General features: G+C 39.7%; 19 protein-coding genes and 1 pseudogene. All 20 read right to left on the bottom strand.

Annotated features, from left to right (window positions below; genetic code table 11):
* Nucleotides 1-223: 223 nt before the first annotated feature.
* Nucleotides 224-913 (bottom strand): N-acetylmuramoyl-L-alanine amidase, encoded by a 690-nt coding sequence (locus ACR42H_RS08360; RefSeq protein WP_071160354.1) that lies wholly within the window; start codon nt 911-913, stop codon nt 224-226.
* A gap of 120 nt (nt 914-1,033) precedes the next feature.
* Nucleotides 1,034-1,300, bottom strand: a complete 267-nt coding sequence (locus ACR42H_RS08355) for a phage holin (RefSeq protein WP_071160356.1) — start codon at nt 1,298-1,300, stop codon at nt 1,034-1,036.
* Nucleotide 1,301: 1 nt separating this feature from the next.
* A pseudogene (locus ACR42H_RS08350) lies at nt 1,302-1,582 on the bottom strand (hemolysin XhlA family protein).
* A 184-nt stretch (nt 1,583-1,766) separates the two neighbouring features.
* On the bottom strand, nt 1,767-2,030 hold the full coding sequence (locus tag ACR42H_RS08345; protein WP_071160359.1) for a hemolysin XhlA family protein: 264 nt from the start codon (nt 2,028-2,030) through the stop codon (nt 1,767-1,769).
* A 36-nt stretch (nt 2,031-2,066) separates the two neighbouring features.
* On the bottom strand, nt 2,067-2,270 hold the full coding sequence (locus tag ACR42H_RS08340) for a hypothetical protein (protein ID WP_071160361.1): 204 nt from the start codon (nt 2,268-2,270) through the stop codon (nt 2,067-2,069).
* The gene (locus ACR42H_RS08335; RefSeq protein WP_206835756.1) at nt 2,267-5,809 is read right to left on the bottom strand and encodes a phage tail spike protein; all 3,543 of its coding nucleotides are present in this window, start codon (nt 5,807-5,809) and stop codon (nt 2,267-2,269) included. The genes ACR42H_RS08340 and ACR42H_RS08335 overlap by 4 nt, the downstream gene beginning before the upstream one ends.
* Nucleotides 5,810-6,556: a distal tail protein Dit gene (locus ACR42H_RS08330; RefSeq protein WP_206835753.1), complete on the bottom strand. Its 747-nt coding sequence runs from the start codon at nt 6,554-6,556 to the stop codon at nt 5,810-5,812.
* On the bottom strand, nt 6,553-8,892 hold the full coding sequence (locus ACR42H_RS08325; RefSeq protein ID WP_436375511.1) for a phage tail tape measure protein: 2,340 nt from the start codon (nt 8,890-8,892) through the stop codon (nt 6,553-6,555). Before ACR42H_RS08325 ends, ACR42H_RS08330 begins: the two co-directional genes overlap by 4 nt.
* A 4-nt stretch (nt 8,893-8,896) precedes the next feature.
* Nucleotides 8,897-9,499 (bottom strand): Gp15 family bacteriophage protein, encoded by a 603-nt coding sequence (locus tag ACR42H_RS08320; protein WP_206835747.1) that lies wholly within the window; start codon nt 9,497-9,499, stop codon nt 8,897-8,899.
* Between the two features lie 5 nt (nt 9,500-9,504).
* A complete protein-coding gene (locus ACR42H_RS08315) occupies nt 9,505-9,888 on the bottom strand; it encodes a hypothetical protein (RefSeq protein ID WP_206835745.1) in 384 nt (127 codons plus the stop codon).
* 33 nt (nt 9,889-9,921) lie between these two features.
* The gene (locus ACR42H_RS08310) at nt 9,922-10,368 is read right to left on the bottom strand and encodes a phage tail tube protein (RefSeq protein WP_206835741.1); all 447 of its coding nucleotides are present in this window, start codon (nt 10,366-10,368) and stop codon (nt 9,922-9,924) included.
* A 14-nt stretch (nt 10,369-10,382) separates the two neighbouring features.
* Complete coding sequence (locus ACR42H_RS08305; RefSeq protein ID WP_206835739.1) at nt 10,383-10,781, bottom strand: phage tail terminator protein; 399 nt, start codon at nt 10,779-10,781, stop codon at nt 10,383-10,385.
* A 20-nt stretch (nt 10,782-10,801) separates the two neighbouring features.
* A complete protein-coding gene (locus tag ACR42H_RS08300; RefSeq protein ID WP_206835736.1) occupies nt 10,802-11,152 on the bottom strand; it encodes a minor capsid protein in 351 nt (116 codons plus the stop codon).
* A complete protein-coding gene (locus tag ACR42H_RS08295) occupies nt 11,153-11,491 on the bottom strand; it encodes a putative minor capsid protein (RefSeq protein WP_206835733.1) in 339 nt (112 codons plus the stop codon).
* A complete protein-coding gene (locus ACR42H_RS08290) occupies nt 11,485-11,859 on the bottom strand; it encodes a hypothetical protein (protein ID WP_436375504.1) in 375 nt (124 codons plus the stop codon). The genes ACR42H_RS08295 and ACR42H_RS08290 overlap by 7 nt, the downstream gene beginning before the upstream one ends.
* A 2-nt stretch (nt 11,860-11,861) precedes the next feature.
* Entirely contained in the window at nt 11,862-12,068 is a 207-nt protein-coding gene (locus ACR42H_RS08285; protein ID WP_206835726.1) for a hypothetical protein, read from the bottom strand.
* Nucleotides 12,069-12,085: 17 nt separating this feature from the next.
* Nucleotides 12,086-13,066 carry a major capsid protein gene (locus ACR42H_RS08280; protein WP_206835722.1) on the bottom strand — a complete coding sequence of 327 codons (981 nt, stop codon included), beginning with the start codon at nt 13,064-13,066 and terminating at the stop codon, nt 12,086-12,088.
* 19 nt (nt 13,067-13,085) lie between these two features.
* Nucleotides 13,086-13,664 carry a phage scaffolding protein gene (locus ACR42H_RS08275; protein ID WP_206835720.1) on the bottom strand — a complete coding sequence of 193 codons (579 nt, stop codon included), beginning with the start codon at nt 13,662-13,664 and terminating at the stop codon, nt 13,086-13,088.
* A gap of 100 nt (nt 13,665-13,764) precedes the next feature.
* On the bottom strand, nt 13,765-14,865 hold the full coding sequence (locus tag ACR42H_RS08270; protein WP_206835718.1) for a phage minor capsid protein: 1,101 nt from the start codon (nt 14,863-14,865) through the stop codon (nt 13,765-13,767).
* Nucleotides 14,865-16,367, bottom strand: coding sequence for a phage portal protein (locus ACR42H_RS08265; RefSeq protein WP_206835716.1), 1,503 nt, complete (start codon nt 16,365-16,367; stop codon nt 14,865-14,867). Before ACR42H_RS08265 ends, ACR42H_RS08270 begins: the two co-directional genes overlap by 1 nt.
* Nucleotides 16,368-16,369: the final 2 nt, after the last annotated feature.

Here is a 16,369-nt window from a genome sequence, read left to right as displayed (position 1 = left end):
AAACTGTAATAATGATGGTATATATTGTTGTTAAAATTATCGCAGAATATCCTAAATATGTAATGTTGCCTGTTGTTTTAGAAAATCTCAAAAGACTCACTTCCTTTGAATGAACTTGTATAATATTGTTCCCAATCTAAAAGCTTCAATGTATTATGAATTCCTTTTATCAAAATTTCCATTTGATTAAGAAGCCCCTCTCGATTGAGAAGGGCTTTATACATTACTTCACTCGAAGTACTTGTCCTACATAAATGGTGTAATTATCATCAAGGTTGTTCCAATCTTTAATTTGTTTCATAGTGCTTCCGTAAGTTCTGCTCAGTGAATAAACAGTATCACCAGACACAACAGTGTGATAAACTGCTGAGTTCTTCTTAGGAAGATTAAAGCTTCTTACAATTCCATTGACATGACCGCGGGCAAGATTTTCGATAAAAGTGGCTGATTTTAACTTAGCTGCATCATTAGCATTATCGATAAACCCATTTTCAGTTAATAGGGCAGGCATGTTCGTTTCCCTTAGAACATGGAAGTTTGCCTGCTTTTTTCCACGATCATTAAAGTCAGCCAGCTTAATTACTTCAGCATGGATATTATTTTGGTATGTTGTTGTTGGTGCCCCGACTCCTGGATAAACATAATCTTCATATCCTGTTCCTCCACCAGCGTTAATATGGACTGACAAAAAGAAATCAGCTCCCCATGCATTAGCAGCATTTGTACGCTCAGATAAAGATACTGTTTGGTCACCAGTTCGGCTCATGCGGATGGAAACATTATCATATTCAAGGGTTAAAATATCTTTTATACGTGTGGCGATTTGAAGTGTTAAATTCTTTTCCTGAAGACCATTTCCTACCGCACCTGGATCTGTGCCGCCGTGACCTGGATCAATAAAAAGTTTGACCATATTTAATCACCTCTAATAATATTTTTATTCACAAATCTATTAACTGCTTGTACTACTGCCCTCCTTCTCACATACCAATCACCCCCTCAAGAAATAAGAATAGCCACCCAAACTGGCAGCTTATTTTGGCCATTGATAGCGTTTAGCTTGTTGACTATCCTCGATTCCTTTCGTTGTAGGATCATTCAAGGCATTCCACACACTGACCACTATCAGCAATAAAACATATGGATTAGAAAAAGCTCCTACTAGCAAATTAAAAACAGAACCCCACGTAGTGAGGTCCTGTGCGGTTAAGCCATAGTATCCTAATATTGGTGCAAAAAAAGCTAGAAATAACTGTGCTAGAAATACAGGATTTTTAAAGCGAATCTTCCAGTTGATCATGTCATTGTCCCCCTCTTAAAACATTATAAAAAATAGCAATTGCTCCCCCAATGATTCCAGTACTGATTGCTGTGATAATGGCTGCTGTAATTGTTCTTTTTATTTTATCCATGTTGTATTTTCGTCAATTTTATTTAGCTTTTCATTTATTGAAATAATTTGTTGATCCTGTCGAGTTGTAATTTTTTCAAGATTGTTCACCCGATTCTCAATATTTCTAAGATCCCCTTTTATTTCTGCAATTTCTTTGTCGTATAAATTTTCATTAACCGGCTCCTTCAAGATAACCACCCTCCTTATAAGGATATCTTGTGCTTGTCCAGCTTCATGGACTTAAGTGGCTAAAATTTATATTCTTTTCCACATTGAGCACTCTATAAGGTAGTAAATGAAAACCTTCTGTATCAAGTAACGGCAACTATCTCCATTTTGCTTTAATAGTTCTTCTACAAAGTAATTTATTTCTCTACCCTTTAAACACTGTAAAGATAACTGCAATACCGCCGCCGATTATAGCAGTGAAAACGGACATAATAATGGCATTTGTAATTGTTCTTTTTAGCCATTTAGTATCTTCTTTAATTTCCTTTAGGTCACCTTGGATGTTCTGGATTATTTGGTCTTGTAAGAGTGTTTTATCCTGTAGCCGGCGAATATCACCTTTCATTTCTTCAATGTCTTTCTTTACAGATGTCTTCCATAAATCCATTGTTTCCGCCTCATATGTCACTTACAATACCTCCTTTGAAGGTAATAAAAAGAACCCTTAAATCTTAGGTTCTTTTATACCATCTGAAACCTTTAATTCAATTAGTTTATTTTCAAGTTCCTGGATTTTCTGCTGCAATTCTTTATTTTGAGAAACCAAATTATCATGTTGTGCCTTCAAGATGATATTTTCGTATTTTAGTTTTCCAAGTTCACTTTGAAAATAGGGGTCTATAGAAATTGTTTGTTTCTGTTCGCTCATTGAATATCCTTCCTTTCAAGTTTCAGTCTTAATTCTTCAATCTCAGCAAAAGCACCTAACAATTTTTCGTTGATTTCCTGAACAGCTTTCCAAAGCATAGAAGACATTTGATATAGATTGATTCCGTCAGGTATATCAGGTGTTTCCCCTTTTATAACAATATCTTCTGGGGCTTCATCGGCAATCATACCCATGAAAAGTTTAGAATCCTCATGACCTATCATGTTGTAAGTATAAATAGGAGTAACAAGTACTTTTTCCAATGCTGATTCTTCATAAGGATTAATGTTTCTTTTTAACCGCCTATCAGAAGCATCAGAAATAATGGCCTGCATAGTTCCATATGCGCTATCAGAGTTATTCCTTACCTGAATGGTGCTTGAAGATGAAAGCCATTTTAAAACAGCCCCGCTTGCCATTCTCATTCCATCATGACTGCCAAGGCCCATAAACTCAGCGCTCCCACCGTCAGAAGTACTGATAAAAACCCTGCCGATTTCGTTGGAAATGGTCAAATTGTTGTTATTTAAGCTTCCGAATCCAAACCAACCACTTCTCGATACATGAGTTCCTTTGAAAAACTCGATGTATACATGATTCTGAGATCCCCCCACCAATTGAAGCGCATCAGAACCGGAATCTATAACGGTTTTGTTATGGAGATAAATATATTTTTTGTTGCTTCCAATAAGTCTGAAGTGCATTCCGTCTTGAGCTGAAATCATAGCTTCTTTAATTGACAAATCATCATGTCCACGAATATCAAGCAAAAGCCCGGCTTCTGGATCCTGAGTGTCATGTGTACCGATTCCGACACGATCAGCATAGATGTATTGCGGGTATGCCGTTGTGAAAACAGGTGTTGACCCATCAAGCAACGGCATCATGTCGTATTCGTGCCCGTCAAAATCAGTAAAGCCTGATTGAATAACCCCGTTTGTCATACTTGTTCTTGCTGCGTTGTATTTGTATTCATAAGGAAGTTTGCTTAAATCATTTCCCGATCTTAATGTGCTCACAAGTGGCAGAGATACTTCAGAACTGATAAAACCGTTATATATAGAGGTTTCTATTCGTTGGTTATAATCTCCCGGCACAGGGTAACGGGATTGCATAAAAAGACCGTCATTTATAACAGCCCTTTGGCTTGGATCCCCTGAAACATCTGCGCAATATATTTGGGCAGTTGTTCCGATAAGGTTTATATTCCCTGAATTGATTGTTGGGGAATTAATTGAAATCCCGGCTTCAAGGGTTCCTGAAAATGACACATTTCCGTTTGCATCAACAATAAATTGGTCATTGATGTTCAAACCTTCCCAAGCTTTAAGGTTTTTTGCTTCAATATCACCTTGCACAATGAGATTGCCCCGGATCCTGATCCTTACATCTGTATCCCTTACATAAAGTTTTGTCGCTGATGTATTGCTGTAAAAATAGCACTCCCAATAAGTAGGTTTTTTTCCTGAATAAGCATTTTGAGGAATAACCCTTGAGAACCGCACCCTTGTAACAGTATTGGCAGGAACAGCCACAATGCTATGCAGGAAGAAGGTGTCTATATATGAAGTTCCATCTTCAAAGTAAACCCTTATTCCCATAGTCAAGGAAGGCGCTGTGCCTGAGTTTTGTGCATATAGCAAGAAATCAAAGGCAATTTCATCCCCATCCTCAGGAACAGGCCTGTTATATTGGGTTTCATCCGTATCTTCCATGAGATAAACCCAATCATTTAAAACGCTCCATTGGAACCACTTTTCCCCGTTAAGGGTAACAGGTCTCATATTACCATAAAGCCCTTCCTCAACAGTTGAAATGTTGGCCCCTAGCTGCGCCCTAACATCAATTCTTGCTGCGTTTAAAATGCCTGTGTCGATAACGTCAGCATTCACGCTGCCGATCTTGGCCCTGCCTATTGAAGCATCAGCCATTTTCGCCCCGTCAATATTGGCATTTAACGCAATGAGATCATTTGTTATCACTTGGGGAGTTATATCTCCTGCAACAATTCTTGCTGTTGTGGCTGTTTTTTGATCAGAAAACGGCCCGGCAGTTCCCGCCCTGTTCATCCCTCTAACCCTGATGTAATATTGCTGATTTGGCTCACCTTCATAAACAAATACGCTTGTCGTTGCCCTGGCCACAAGATTTGATATGTCAGGTGTGAAGTTAGGAACTGTTGAAACGTAAACTTCATACTCTTTTACATAGCTACTTAAATCGGCATCCCATTCAATAATGACTTTTGAAAAGGCTCCTGAAGCCGTTATATTTGGTTTTGCAGGGAGTATATCCGCAAAATCAGTATCATCAATAGGGCCAATTTCTCCGGGATTATCCCAAACCCCGGTTCTTCCATCGACCTTACTTTCAATGTTTTTCAGCCTTGAAGCAAGATCAGTAAACAAGGGAAGGAAGTTCCCAAGGATTATTTCAGTGTTTTCAGGATTTACTAAATCCTGTTTGATTTCTATAACTCTGGATTCAACCCTTAATTCAGGAGTGAATTCTTTATCAACGACAAAAACAGTATCGCCTAGTCTAACTTTTTCATGGGAAAGCCCGGCAACCTGCTCCAAGTCCAGAACGTTCATTTCATAAGTGATCCTTGGTGTATTTGTGCCTTGAAGGGCATCCCATGTTTTATCCAATAAAGCTTCTGAATCCGTTTCTTCTCCATCTTCAAAGATTCCGAACCTGTGTATTTTCTTCCCTGTGTCTGGATCAATGCGCCCAAATCGTTCAAGGGCTACCGGATCCCCAACCCACTTTTGGCCTAAAGGCTTATCAACAGGATCAAGGCCTGAACCATTCCAAACTACATCCGCAAAGTCAATGCGCCTTGTATATCCTCCTGCTTCTGTTTCCTCACCTTTTCCCCGCCCATAAAGTGCCGTTTTAAGGTTAGAAGTATCCACAGTTCTTTTAATGGAAACCAGATCTTTTGTGAATTCAAACCGCTTCCCAGTATCAGCTCCCCGCCTTGCAAGGAGATCCACAAAACGCCCTGTAATGGCTGAACCGTCAAAGTTTATGCGTTTCTTTAGTTCCCCGCCCCATGTACTGATTATCTTCTGAATTGAAGAAATGGCAGATTCATAGTAAAAATTTGTTGTTCTTAGGCCAAGATCCGCAACGGTTCCTTTTTTGAACCGGCTATTTGAAAGGGCATCATCCAGGGCACTGTCTGCTGTACCATTAACAGTTCGCAAGTCTTCTATTATGTCGTCATTCATTTCAAAGTAAGCATGTTCCGCATTAGCCCTTGTGACTATTTCAGTTCCATTATGTTCTTCCTCGATTTTGTAAATCTGGAATAACTGAAAATCTCCATCTTCGTCTTTGAATGCTACAAGATTGTTTTCTTTAACATGTGCAGCCGCTTCATGATCTGCGGGAACTGAAAACTCAAATGTATGATCTTTATTTAATTGTTCTGTGTGAACGGCATCAAAAAAAGGGCATTTCCCGCTGTTGTCGTTTTGCAAAACAGCAAGAAGCCCTTCTGATTGACCTTCCAGTATAAAAAGTTTGTTCATTTATAGCCACCTTCTTACATAAACAAGGCTTACTGTACTAACCCCGGCAGGCGTAACAGTTAAAGTTGTATCTCCTGGATTCAAAGAGAAAAAATCTGAATTAATATCAAGTGCAGTAATTAAGTTTGTTGTGCCGTTATAAGTAATTGTGCCAACTTGACAATCAATCACAACTTCATCGCCAGCCACAAAATTACGCACAATCCGTAGAAATTCATTATAATTCTTTTCAATCTTTAATTCAGTAGCTGTAGCCGAAAAATCGACAGTGATAATAGGAAATGATTCTGCCGTTCCTGTATTATTTATTGTTGCAAAGTCGTTTGAAATCGTTGATGAACTTTCTGTTATGGAATAAGCAAAAGGATCCGGGCAAAGGAATTCAATTTCTGCCATTCGCTTTGCAAAGATCCCTTCAAAATCTGTATTTTCGGTTACAACCGCATAATATTTCTTATCAGTTTCATCATCAAAAATCAGTTCTTGTGGTCCATTGTTGGGATTCAGCCATACAGCTAAATCCCTTATCTTATTTCTGTAATCAAATAGAGAAGCACCGAAAAGGTTTATTTCTACCGTTATTCTGCGCTCCATAAACCGATAACCAAAGTAATGAACCCCATTTTCAGAAGGCGCTTGAGCCGTTCGGCTTTCGATCTCCGGGAGTGTGTCACGACCTTGTATATTTGTAATCCTTATTCCTTTTGATGTTGAATGAAATCCGTTGAAGGAAAATCCCCAACTCATGGATTAACACCCCCTACACGCAAAGACCTGTTTTCTAAGCTTGCCAGTTTTTGAGAAATGCCCCTTGCATCATTTTCAGTCCGAACATTAGGCATAATAAGCTGAATGGTTTTATTGACCACTCCTGCTGCAGCACTTGAAGCAGTTTGTGCAGAATGAACTTTCTGCTTGGAAATGTCTAACCTGGCATCTTGCAAAGGTTTCCTTGTTCCGATTGCAACAGTTTCTCCTACTTGAGTTGCTGCTTTCATCAGTTGTTTTGCCCTAGCTAAAAGCCCATCCTCTAAACCTTCCGTAAAGAATGAGCCTAATTCAATGGCTACCCTTGAAGGACTATGAATATCTAATGCGCTCTGGATCTTATTTGCAATGCTTTTCGCAATGCTTCTTGCAGTGTCCATCAGGCTTCCAAACATGCCCCACAATCCTCGAATAAGACCGCTTATGATGTTTCGCCCTATCCATTCAAGATCAACACCTTCAAGCCAATCTTGGGCCTGATTCCATATGTCCATGATCTTCTGTTTGACTTCATAAAGCTTTTCTTGAACCCCTTGTCTTAAAGCAACAAATTTTTCAACAGCAGTTCTGCGTATGGCTTCAGCTGTGTTTTGGACAATTCCCTTTGCTTCATTCCAAGTATTTTGTATTTTGGTTTTTAAGGAATTGTATATTTCATTTGTTTTGTCCTTTAACGCTTGCCATTTTCCAGAAACATAGCTCCTTATATTATCAGCTACATTATTTGCAGTGTTTTTCATGGCCAGCCAAGTATTGGAGAAAAATGTTTTTATTCCTTTCCACGTATTTTCTGTTACTGTTTTGGCAGCTTTCCAAGTTTTATCTATGAAATCAGATATGAACTTTAGAGATTGCTCAAATAAAATCTTGGTTAAACTCCACATATTAGAAAGGAAGTTTTTTACCTGGCCCCATTTTTCAGTCGTCCATTTGCTTATAGAATCCCAATTTTCATAGATTAAGAGTGCTAAAGCTACAACGATTCCCGAAATAATACCTACCGGGCCTGTGAGTGCAAGCATTGCTGTTCTGATTAACGGGAATATCGCCTTTACTTTAGATAACCATTGCCAGGCTGTTGTTAGTGGACCAATCATTGCCCCTAATACGGTTAAAAACGGGCCTATTGCAGCTGCTATTAGTCCGATTCCAACAGTTATTGCCTGCATAACAGGATCCATTTTTGCAAAGGCATCAGAAACAAATTGGATTGCTTGGGAGACATACGGGAGAACTGCCATGGCAAAGTCTAAAAGAACTTTCCCTAAAGGCTCTAGGGCAATCAAAGCTTCCCTTGTGAATTTCTTCCACTTGGTTCCAAAGGATTCTTCTGTTACCCGGTTCATTTCATCCATGGAACCTTTAACACCTTTTACCCCCCCATTAATATTGCCAAGGGCATACATGGCATCAGCTTCAAGATCTTCCCACTTAGTTCCGTACAAGCCAACCCCTATTTCATTAGCTTTAACCTGATCATCCATTCCTTTTAATTCCGCTATGACTGCATTGTGAACATCTTTAACCGTACCCTTACCTGCTAAGAAATTCTTCCATACCTTCTGTGTACTTTTGGACATTTGGCCCATAGCATCAGAAGTTGATTTGGATCCGTCTTTGATTTTGATTTGAAATTCCTTCATTGCATCATTAATGTAATCGAGGTTATACACTCCTGCTTTACTGCCTTGTTCTAACAGCTGAAAGTATTCAGATGCAGAAAAGCCCATTTCAGCAAACAAAGGCGCATATTCGCTGAGATTATCAAACATTTCATTAGAGAAGTTCAAGCCGTTCTGCGCCCCATGTGCCATGAGATCAAATGCTTCTTCAGCAGAAATCCCAAACCCTTTTATCAGGTTTCCTCCGGCCCTTGTAACCTCATTTACATCTGCATCAAAGGTTTGAGCCAAGTTCATGGCCGATTTTGTTACGGTTTCAAGTTCTTCTTGATCTAATCCCTTGATATTTTGCCGGGTTTGAATCAAGGCGTTTGAAACATCTTCAAGGCTTTCACCGAACCCCGCTGTATAAATGTTTTTGGCTGTTTGGGTTAGTCTTTCAGCCTCTCCTTTGGTAAGTCCCAAACTATTTCTTATTTTCGCTTGTGCATCACTAACGGAAGTTGCAGCAGCAATCCCAGCAGCTCCCATTGCAGTAAGAGGAACCGTTACGGCCTTGGACATGGTTTCCCCAATGGATCCCATTCTGTCAGCTACATCTTGTACCCGGTTTTCAATCTGCTGAAGCCCTGATTCCACGTTATTTGTGTTTATTTCTGTATTGATGACAATGCGCCCATCAATCGAAGCCATATTTTCACCTACCTTTTTTGTAGGATTTCTTTAACGCTTTACCTATCGCTGTTAAAGTTGCATCAGCTTCTTCAAGGGAAGGTGTTTCATTTTTGAGCATATAGATCCGCTTCAATTCAATAATCCTGTTCCGTTCTTCCTGGTTGTATTTAGTAGGTGCAGGAATTTTCTGCGCTCTAATTGCCAAAACCTCTTTAAATTTCGTATCATCAGATAAGCTATCTAATAATGCCAAGAACTTCTGCCAATGCAGTTTGCCTTGCATTTCAAAAAGATCAATCTTGTAATCTTGAAGGAACGAAGCATAAATAAAGGCAGCATCTTGTTCAAAATCAAAATAGCTTTTACCACCGTTTTCAGGTTTCTTAGGAAATAGAATTTCGTCAAAAAGAAAGCCTATAAATTGGCTTATCTCCAAAATAGAGAGTTCCAATTCATAGGCATTTTTCACAAGCATTTCAAATAGAATTTCAAGCTTTTCTATTTCATCAAACGTTTCATCAGATAGGAGCTCATAAACCCGTAGAACATTATCAAAGGCAAGATTAAGCTTGATTATTTGGCCTTGAAATTCTATTTCATCTATAAATCTTTCCGTAAGCTTCATAAGCTTTATTTTCCTGTGTAATAGGCTTTTTCTCTCTTTTTAAAGGCCTGCATTCTCTTTCCGACTACTTCCATCAGCTGCATGATTATATCAGCCATAACAAGCAATGATTTCCCGGTATCTGCATAGACCTTTTCAAAGGATCCTTCACCCAAAAGAAGTTCCACAACGCTAAACATAATTTCGTAATTCTCTTTTTCCGCTGCTTTTTGTTCTTTATCTGTCATTTTTGAATAATCCCTTTCGCTCATTTTCAGGGATTCTTTACGGAACTTTCTAAAGACCTTGTCATACTCCCTCAATTTCTCATCATTGAGATCCATCACATAAACTTTGTCTGCAATCTCGACTTCTTCATATGCTTTTTGAACATTAATTTTAATTGCCATATCATTTCCCCCTTCTTCTAATATTTTTTATATTTATGGTGCAGCTGGGGTATAGGTTGGCTTTCCATTGAAATGAATTTCAAAACTAAAGGTGCTTTTCTCATTGGCCGCACCTGAAGCACCTACAATATTTGCTACAGTACATGGACCTTCGTATGAATCCCCTTCTGGGTCTGTCCAACGGAATAAGGTTTTTCGTCCCTCACCCAGTTCTGTTTGCAGTCCGGCAATGAAATCCTGTGCTTCATCCCCATATTTCCTATGACCCTCAAAAGCAATGACCAGCTGTGCAGCCGTCACATCGGATGAGCCGAATCCATCACCATCTAAATATGGAGTTTGGTCAATTTCTTCATTCCATTGTGGATCAAACGTGTTGATTCCTGCTGCTACACGGGCCCAAACTTGAGTCATTTCATCAGTTGTCTGAGTTGTTTCAATCTCAAAGGTATGTGCTGAATTCAAAGTGAATCCTGCCATCAAAATACCCTCCTTTAATTCTTCGTTATAGTGGCGTTAAATAGCGCTGAATAGATAAAACTGCCCCGGCTGTCTTTTTCGACAAGCAAGGGCATTGTGTAAATCTCTGACTTGATAAATTGATAGGAACCATCAGTAGGAATAATTGTATTTGGGCCTAATTCATCAAGATAGACGGTTAATTCGTTTATAGTATCAATGGCTTGCACCTGGTTCTGGTGCTTCACCAATATTTGAAAGGCAATTACCCATTCCCTTGAACTGTCCAAATATCGCCCAATAGGTGATGAAGGCGTTCGCCTGATTGTAATTGCATTCAGATCTACTGGCAGAACATCAACAGTCAAGGAGTCGAACAAGGGGATTTTTAGTTCTATATGATTTGCCAAATCGTCAATGAAATCTGAAGGCATAAGGGAAATCCACCCCTTTCTTACAAGTGCCGATTTATGGCCTGTTGTGTCATGCGTACCCAATCACTAAGGAACCTGGCTTTTGCAGCTTCAAACCAAAGGCCCTGTGCATTTGGGTTTGCATCTTTGGAAAAGTTATATTGTGGGTTGTAATAAAGCTTTCTGGCATATGGCGTATCCCAAACAATCTTCCCTTTTCCGATTTGTGAAGCCCGAACCCCTGAACGTACAAGTTCCCCTGTTTCTTTGGGAATGAAATAGTTTGAACCCTTCAAAACTTCCTGATCCAACTGTTTCTGCCCGGCATCTACCGCTTCTTCAACCTGGCTTTGAATATTATCCATTTCCAAATGAACATTGAAGCTGATCATCTATATCAGCTCCACTTCATAATGATGAAGGGTTTCGGCATAAATAGGGTTGATACGCTGGACTTGCATCGTTACGCCCTGGAATGTCACCTTTGATTTTTCCTTGAATTCGAATATGCCTGATGAACTTGAATTCTTTTGGTCAAAGAACATTAGAGCTTTAACACTTTTGCTTTCTGTATCCCCTGCCCTGCTAAAACTTTTTTCAAAGTTGATCCTGATGTTTTTCAGGGTTACGGCAGGCAAATAGGATTCACCATACCGCCCATTTTCTTCGAACTGTTCATAAGTAGCTTCATGAATTAATAGATTCCGAGGAATAGGCCTGATTCTTAACATCTAACCCCAACTCCCATATACAGCAATCCCGTTGGCCTTAAATAGCTTAGGGCCATTTCAGAGACTTTCTTTACACTGGATCCTTCTGTATAACTAAAGCAGCCTATACTAACTGAAGAAGGGGAACCGCCATGAACTGACAATTTCCCACCTTCCGAATACATATATTCAATTTGGGCTGCAACAGCCTTTTTAACATTGGTTTGTACCAAAGTAGGTTCCTTGGATAAATCGACAACTAACAGCTTGTAACTAGTCACCATGTCAATAAGATCTGAAGCCCTGGATTCTAACTTGTTAAAGGTTTCAGCATCCATGGGAGTACCGTTGTACATATCATTATAAAAAGCCTGATCAATATAAGGCATGACTACTCAACCTTCTTACCTTCAGGCTTTTTAGCTTCCGTTTTCCCTGAGTTCTTCTTTTTAGGTTCATTAGATTCCTCAACCGTATAACCTTTATTCTTAAACCACTCCAGCAACCATTTATTATCGGTTTCAGCTTCTCCATTAACAAATTGAAGGGAAGCGCTATTCCCGTTGTAATTAGGATTAGGGCTTTTAATTTTAGCCATAAAAAAAGCTCCTTCCTTTATTGAACTTTAATATTACGGAGAACACCGGCTTTTCGGGTAGCTTTAAGGGCAACAGCAGCCACCATTTCTACCTCACCAGTTTTAACCGCTCCTGGAGAGTTGAAGTCAGGCAAGAAAGTACGAATCACTTTATTACCGGTAGGAGAAACTCCATGGAATCCATCCATTCCAAGAGAAACAGCATATAGATCTGTTAACCCTGTTTGCTCAGTACCAACCGTACGGTTTACGATCGGAACAACAGGAACCGTTGAAGTACCGTCATAGAAATATTCAAGATCAACCAGAGGAATTCCATCATAACCTGTTACGGTGCGTCCAAATCCATCCTCTGTCTTAGTCGCATAACCAGCCCGGCGGGCAACCGATTTGATTTTGGTGATTAACTTGCTGTTACCCATCAGCATGGTTGGCCGGCCATCTAATTCCGATAGAAAATTATCGATTTCATCTAGTAAAGCAAACTTCTTGCTTTCTAAGCCTGCTTCATCTGAGAGATCAATAACAGAATCGGTGTTTAATTCTGTATTAGAACCAGTAAGCGCCTTGTCTAACCCATCAAACGCTTTGGAATCGACAGCTGAATCTCCATTAATTACAGTGTAATGAAACAGATTGGCAGCCCCTTTAATTTTTTGCTGCATTTGGAAGTTCATTTCGTTGATTTGACCACTGGTATCCTGAATTACACGGTCAATTTTAAACGCTCCCCCAAAGATTTTAAGATTCACGTATTGATTCTCTCGGTCTGCTTCATTTGCTGTGTATTCGCTGTTAATCTCACGGAACCCAGCAGTTGAAGGAGTTTTTAAACGAGTGTAACCGTACGTTAAAGTTGATCCACCTGTACCAGGTGAAACAGCATTATCGAATGTTAACCGATCTAAAAGGAAGGAAGCACGACGAAATTCATCGATAACCTGCTGGTCAATATGGTCTGCCATTCCTACCTTTGCTTGCTCTAAAGTAATTGGCATAAACAATCATCTCCTAATCTTAATTATTCGTTGTTGAAAACCTTTGATTTAATGCATCTAAAAGGGTGATAGGCTCACCCGCTGCAGTCGTTTGGTGCTGGCCATGAGAAAATGTTGGCTTACTTGGCTGCTGCTCTGTTTCAAATAAATAAGCATCGCTTTTCTGCAATGCTTTCAACTGATCTTCCAAGCCTAGGAGCTTATCTCCATCCAACTTGATAGATTCCTTATTTAATAGAGCCTCAACCGCCTTAGGATTTTTAGCTTTGACGCTAGTTAAAGCAGACTTTAGAGCAAAATCAAAAGCCTGCTGATCAAGCTTTTCCTGATATTCAGCTGCAGTCTTCTTATTTTCTTCTGTTAATTCATTAATCTTGGCTGTTAATTCCTCATGACCTTTAGCCTTTTCGCCAAGTTCAGCTAATTGGGTATCACGGTCTTTCAACTGCTTTTTCAGTTCCTTGGTATTTTCGTTCAATTCATTAAATTTTTCTTTAGGGATCCAATTGCCATCAGAAACAATAGCAATCTTTTTATCTCCTGTTTTTTCCATGACTTGCTTATAAAGTTCTTCTCCAAGCAATTCTTTTAAATCCATCTATTTAAATCTCCTTTTTAATGTTTTTTAGCGTGTCACACCTCACGCAAAAAGGTTCCGTTTCTTTATGGCGTCTAACCTTTAAAAAGACGCACTATTATTAATAAGGCTTTTCTCGCTCATATCGCCTTGTTCGGCCTGTATCATGGATAAATGCTCTCATGTTAGCTTGTCGCTGCCGTACTTTCTTTTTAGCAGCATCTATGGCTTCAGATTCACCCATGGCTTCAGCAACAGCTAATTGTCTTTTAGCTTTCCTGATTTCCCTTTCCAAGTGCCTCTGCCTCTGGCTTTCCTCATAGACCTTCCTGTTTTCTGGAGCTGGGTAAGGCTTATAGACACGCTTTGAAAAACCTTCAATATAGGGATAAAAAACATGCCGGCAATTGATCCCCATTAGTCCATCGGGTTCGCCATAGCTAGTAGATGAAAGAGGAGGGTATTTATTACTGCTCCCTGACCTTGAAAAAATCTTCCCCTGATACTTTGCGCATTTTGGCCTTGCTCCCATATGGGAACTGACTTCAACTAAATCTGCCCCGTATTCATCCATTCGAGCAAATTGCATTTCATTGGCAACACTGTTCGACATTGACCTGGTAACCATTGATACATAGGCTTCGGTAGACATCTTGGCCCCATCTTTTCGAATAAGAGCAGTAACTCCGTGTTCTGCCCACCTTGCTGCTGTCTCTGCCAGCGCTTGCCTTGGCGTCTTTGTGCCTGCCAAGACTTTTCCTGTTGTTTCATTCAAGATATTTAAATATATTTGCTGAGACTGATTTAACATGGTTGTATTGATCAGGTTGAAAGATTCCCTTGCTTGCCTTTGAAAAGACACTAATACCGCTTCAAGAACAGAGCTTTCTTTAGGTAAAGGAGGTTGCAGCAAGATTCCTTGAGCAACAGCTTCGATCAATTCTATTTCTGAATCAGTGACAGCTTCATAGCCAGCTTCTTCAAGCATAGCTGTTACTCTTTCTATCGAAAGTTCTGCGTATTTTGCTATAGTTATTATATTTTGCTGTGTTAATTTTCCTAATTGTCCAAGCTTCTCGGTTTGCCACCTTTCTACATCTTCTTCCAGCAGGCTTTTTCCTTGTTTCAGGATCTTGGCAATGTTTAAAAGGATTTCCTCCTCAATGGATAGAAAGACTTCGATAACAGGCATTGTTAATTGCTGCTGCCTTAGTGGTTCCATTAGGTGTCATCCTGTTCTTGTCTTTTATTGTTAATGCCAAAGAAATCAATTGCTTCAGCCGTTGCTGTTGCATTTTCTTCAGCAATTTCCTTTAGTAACTGCTCGGCTTCTTCTTCTGAAAAACCATGGATTTTCATAATCGCCTTTTTCTTAGAAGTCAGCTGATTGGTAACCAACTGAACTTGCTTTGCAATCTCTGCGTTTTGGTCTTCTGCTATTGAATCATCAAAAGCAACTGTGACTTCATATTCGCCTTCTGGCCGAGAAAATAACTGATATAGCTCAGCGACCTGAAGAATACATTCCACTAGTTCCTGAATACCAGCTTCAATAAGGTTTTCATGGCTTTGCTTGGTCCGGAAGGTCTTAGAGTTTTCAGAAACGACTTCTGTTGCTGTCTTGACCCCCTGGCCATCAAAAGTGAATGCACCGGAAGAGAAGCCTATTTGCATAGCCAAGACATTGAGCAAGGAATTGATCGCTGAAATATGTTCCTCGACCCGGAGTGTTGCTGAAATGTCTGCTATTTTATTGGCATCCATATCGCCAAGAGCCATCGCCTGGTAAACTTCATCTTCAGCATCAAAATAACGGTGCATTTGTCCAGTTAGTGGGTCAATAACTGTTTGAATAGCTGTATCCGGTACTAAAATGCGCTTTTTCCCAAGCTTAAATTCTCGTTGATAGGAGTCAAAAGCAATATCCAAGGAATGCAGCGTATCAAGTGCATTAGCGAAAATGGAAATTCCTAATGGGCTGGCTGTATCCAAGTTATTGGCTATGTTTGGCTTAAAGTAGACAAAACCCGGTCGCTTGTAATTGGATATCCTAATCTCCTCTTCAAGGTTCGGGAAAAATTGTTTCAGTGGAACCTTAACCCCTAATTCCTCGCCTGTATTATTTTCATAGACTTCATTTCGGATTAGATAGGTCTCCCCATCCCACAGGTGCCATTCCAGGTGAGTGTATTTCTTTCCTTTCTTGGAGAATTCATTTAGGAATACAGCCTCTCGAATGGTGTTATGGTCCCAGCTAATCGGGATAAAACAATCAGCTGTCAAATAGGAAAGCTTTAATTTCTCATCCTCCACATATGGCTTGATCACCATGCCACCCATTGCAAACTGGTATTCTAAGTAATCCTGGAATTTCTTAACGAAGTTATTATTCTTAAAGACATCATGAATGTTTTCGGACAATGTCTTGTCAGAGATATTTATCTCGCAACGCTCATTAAAAATTAAAGTGGCTAGCTCCTGAGAAACCACCTTAGGCATGTTCAAGGTAGCCATTCGACGTTTTTTCTGTCCGGCAATCGTTGTATATCGGATATCATGCCACTCGCTAAAATACCCTTTATAGAGAGCTCTCCAATTTCCTATATCTTTGTAGAAATCCTCATTAATCTGGATGTCCTTGTGATCAGCCAGCTTTTTAATGCCTTTAATCAATCCCATTCTGTACATCACCTGCCTTATGCGGGCCAGCATGTTTTTAAACATTG

This window comes from Cytobacillus sp. BC1816 (genome assembly GCF_051353635.1).
GTDB lineage: Bacteria > Bacillota > Bacilli > Bacillales > Cytobacillaceae > Cytobacillus > Cytobacillus oceanisediminis_C.
This window is presented reverse-complemented; position numbering and strand designations above follow the sequence as displayed.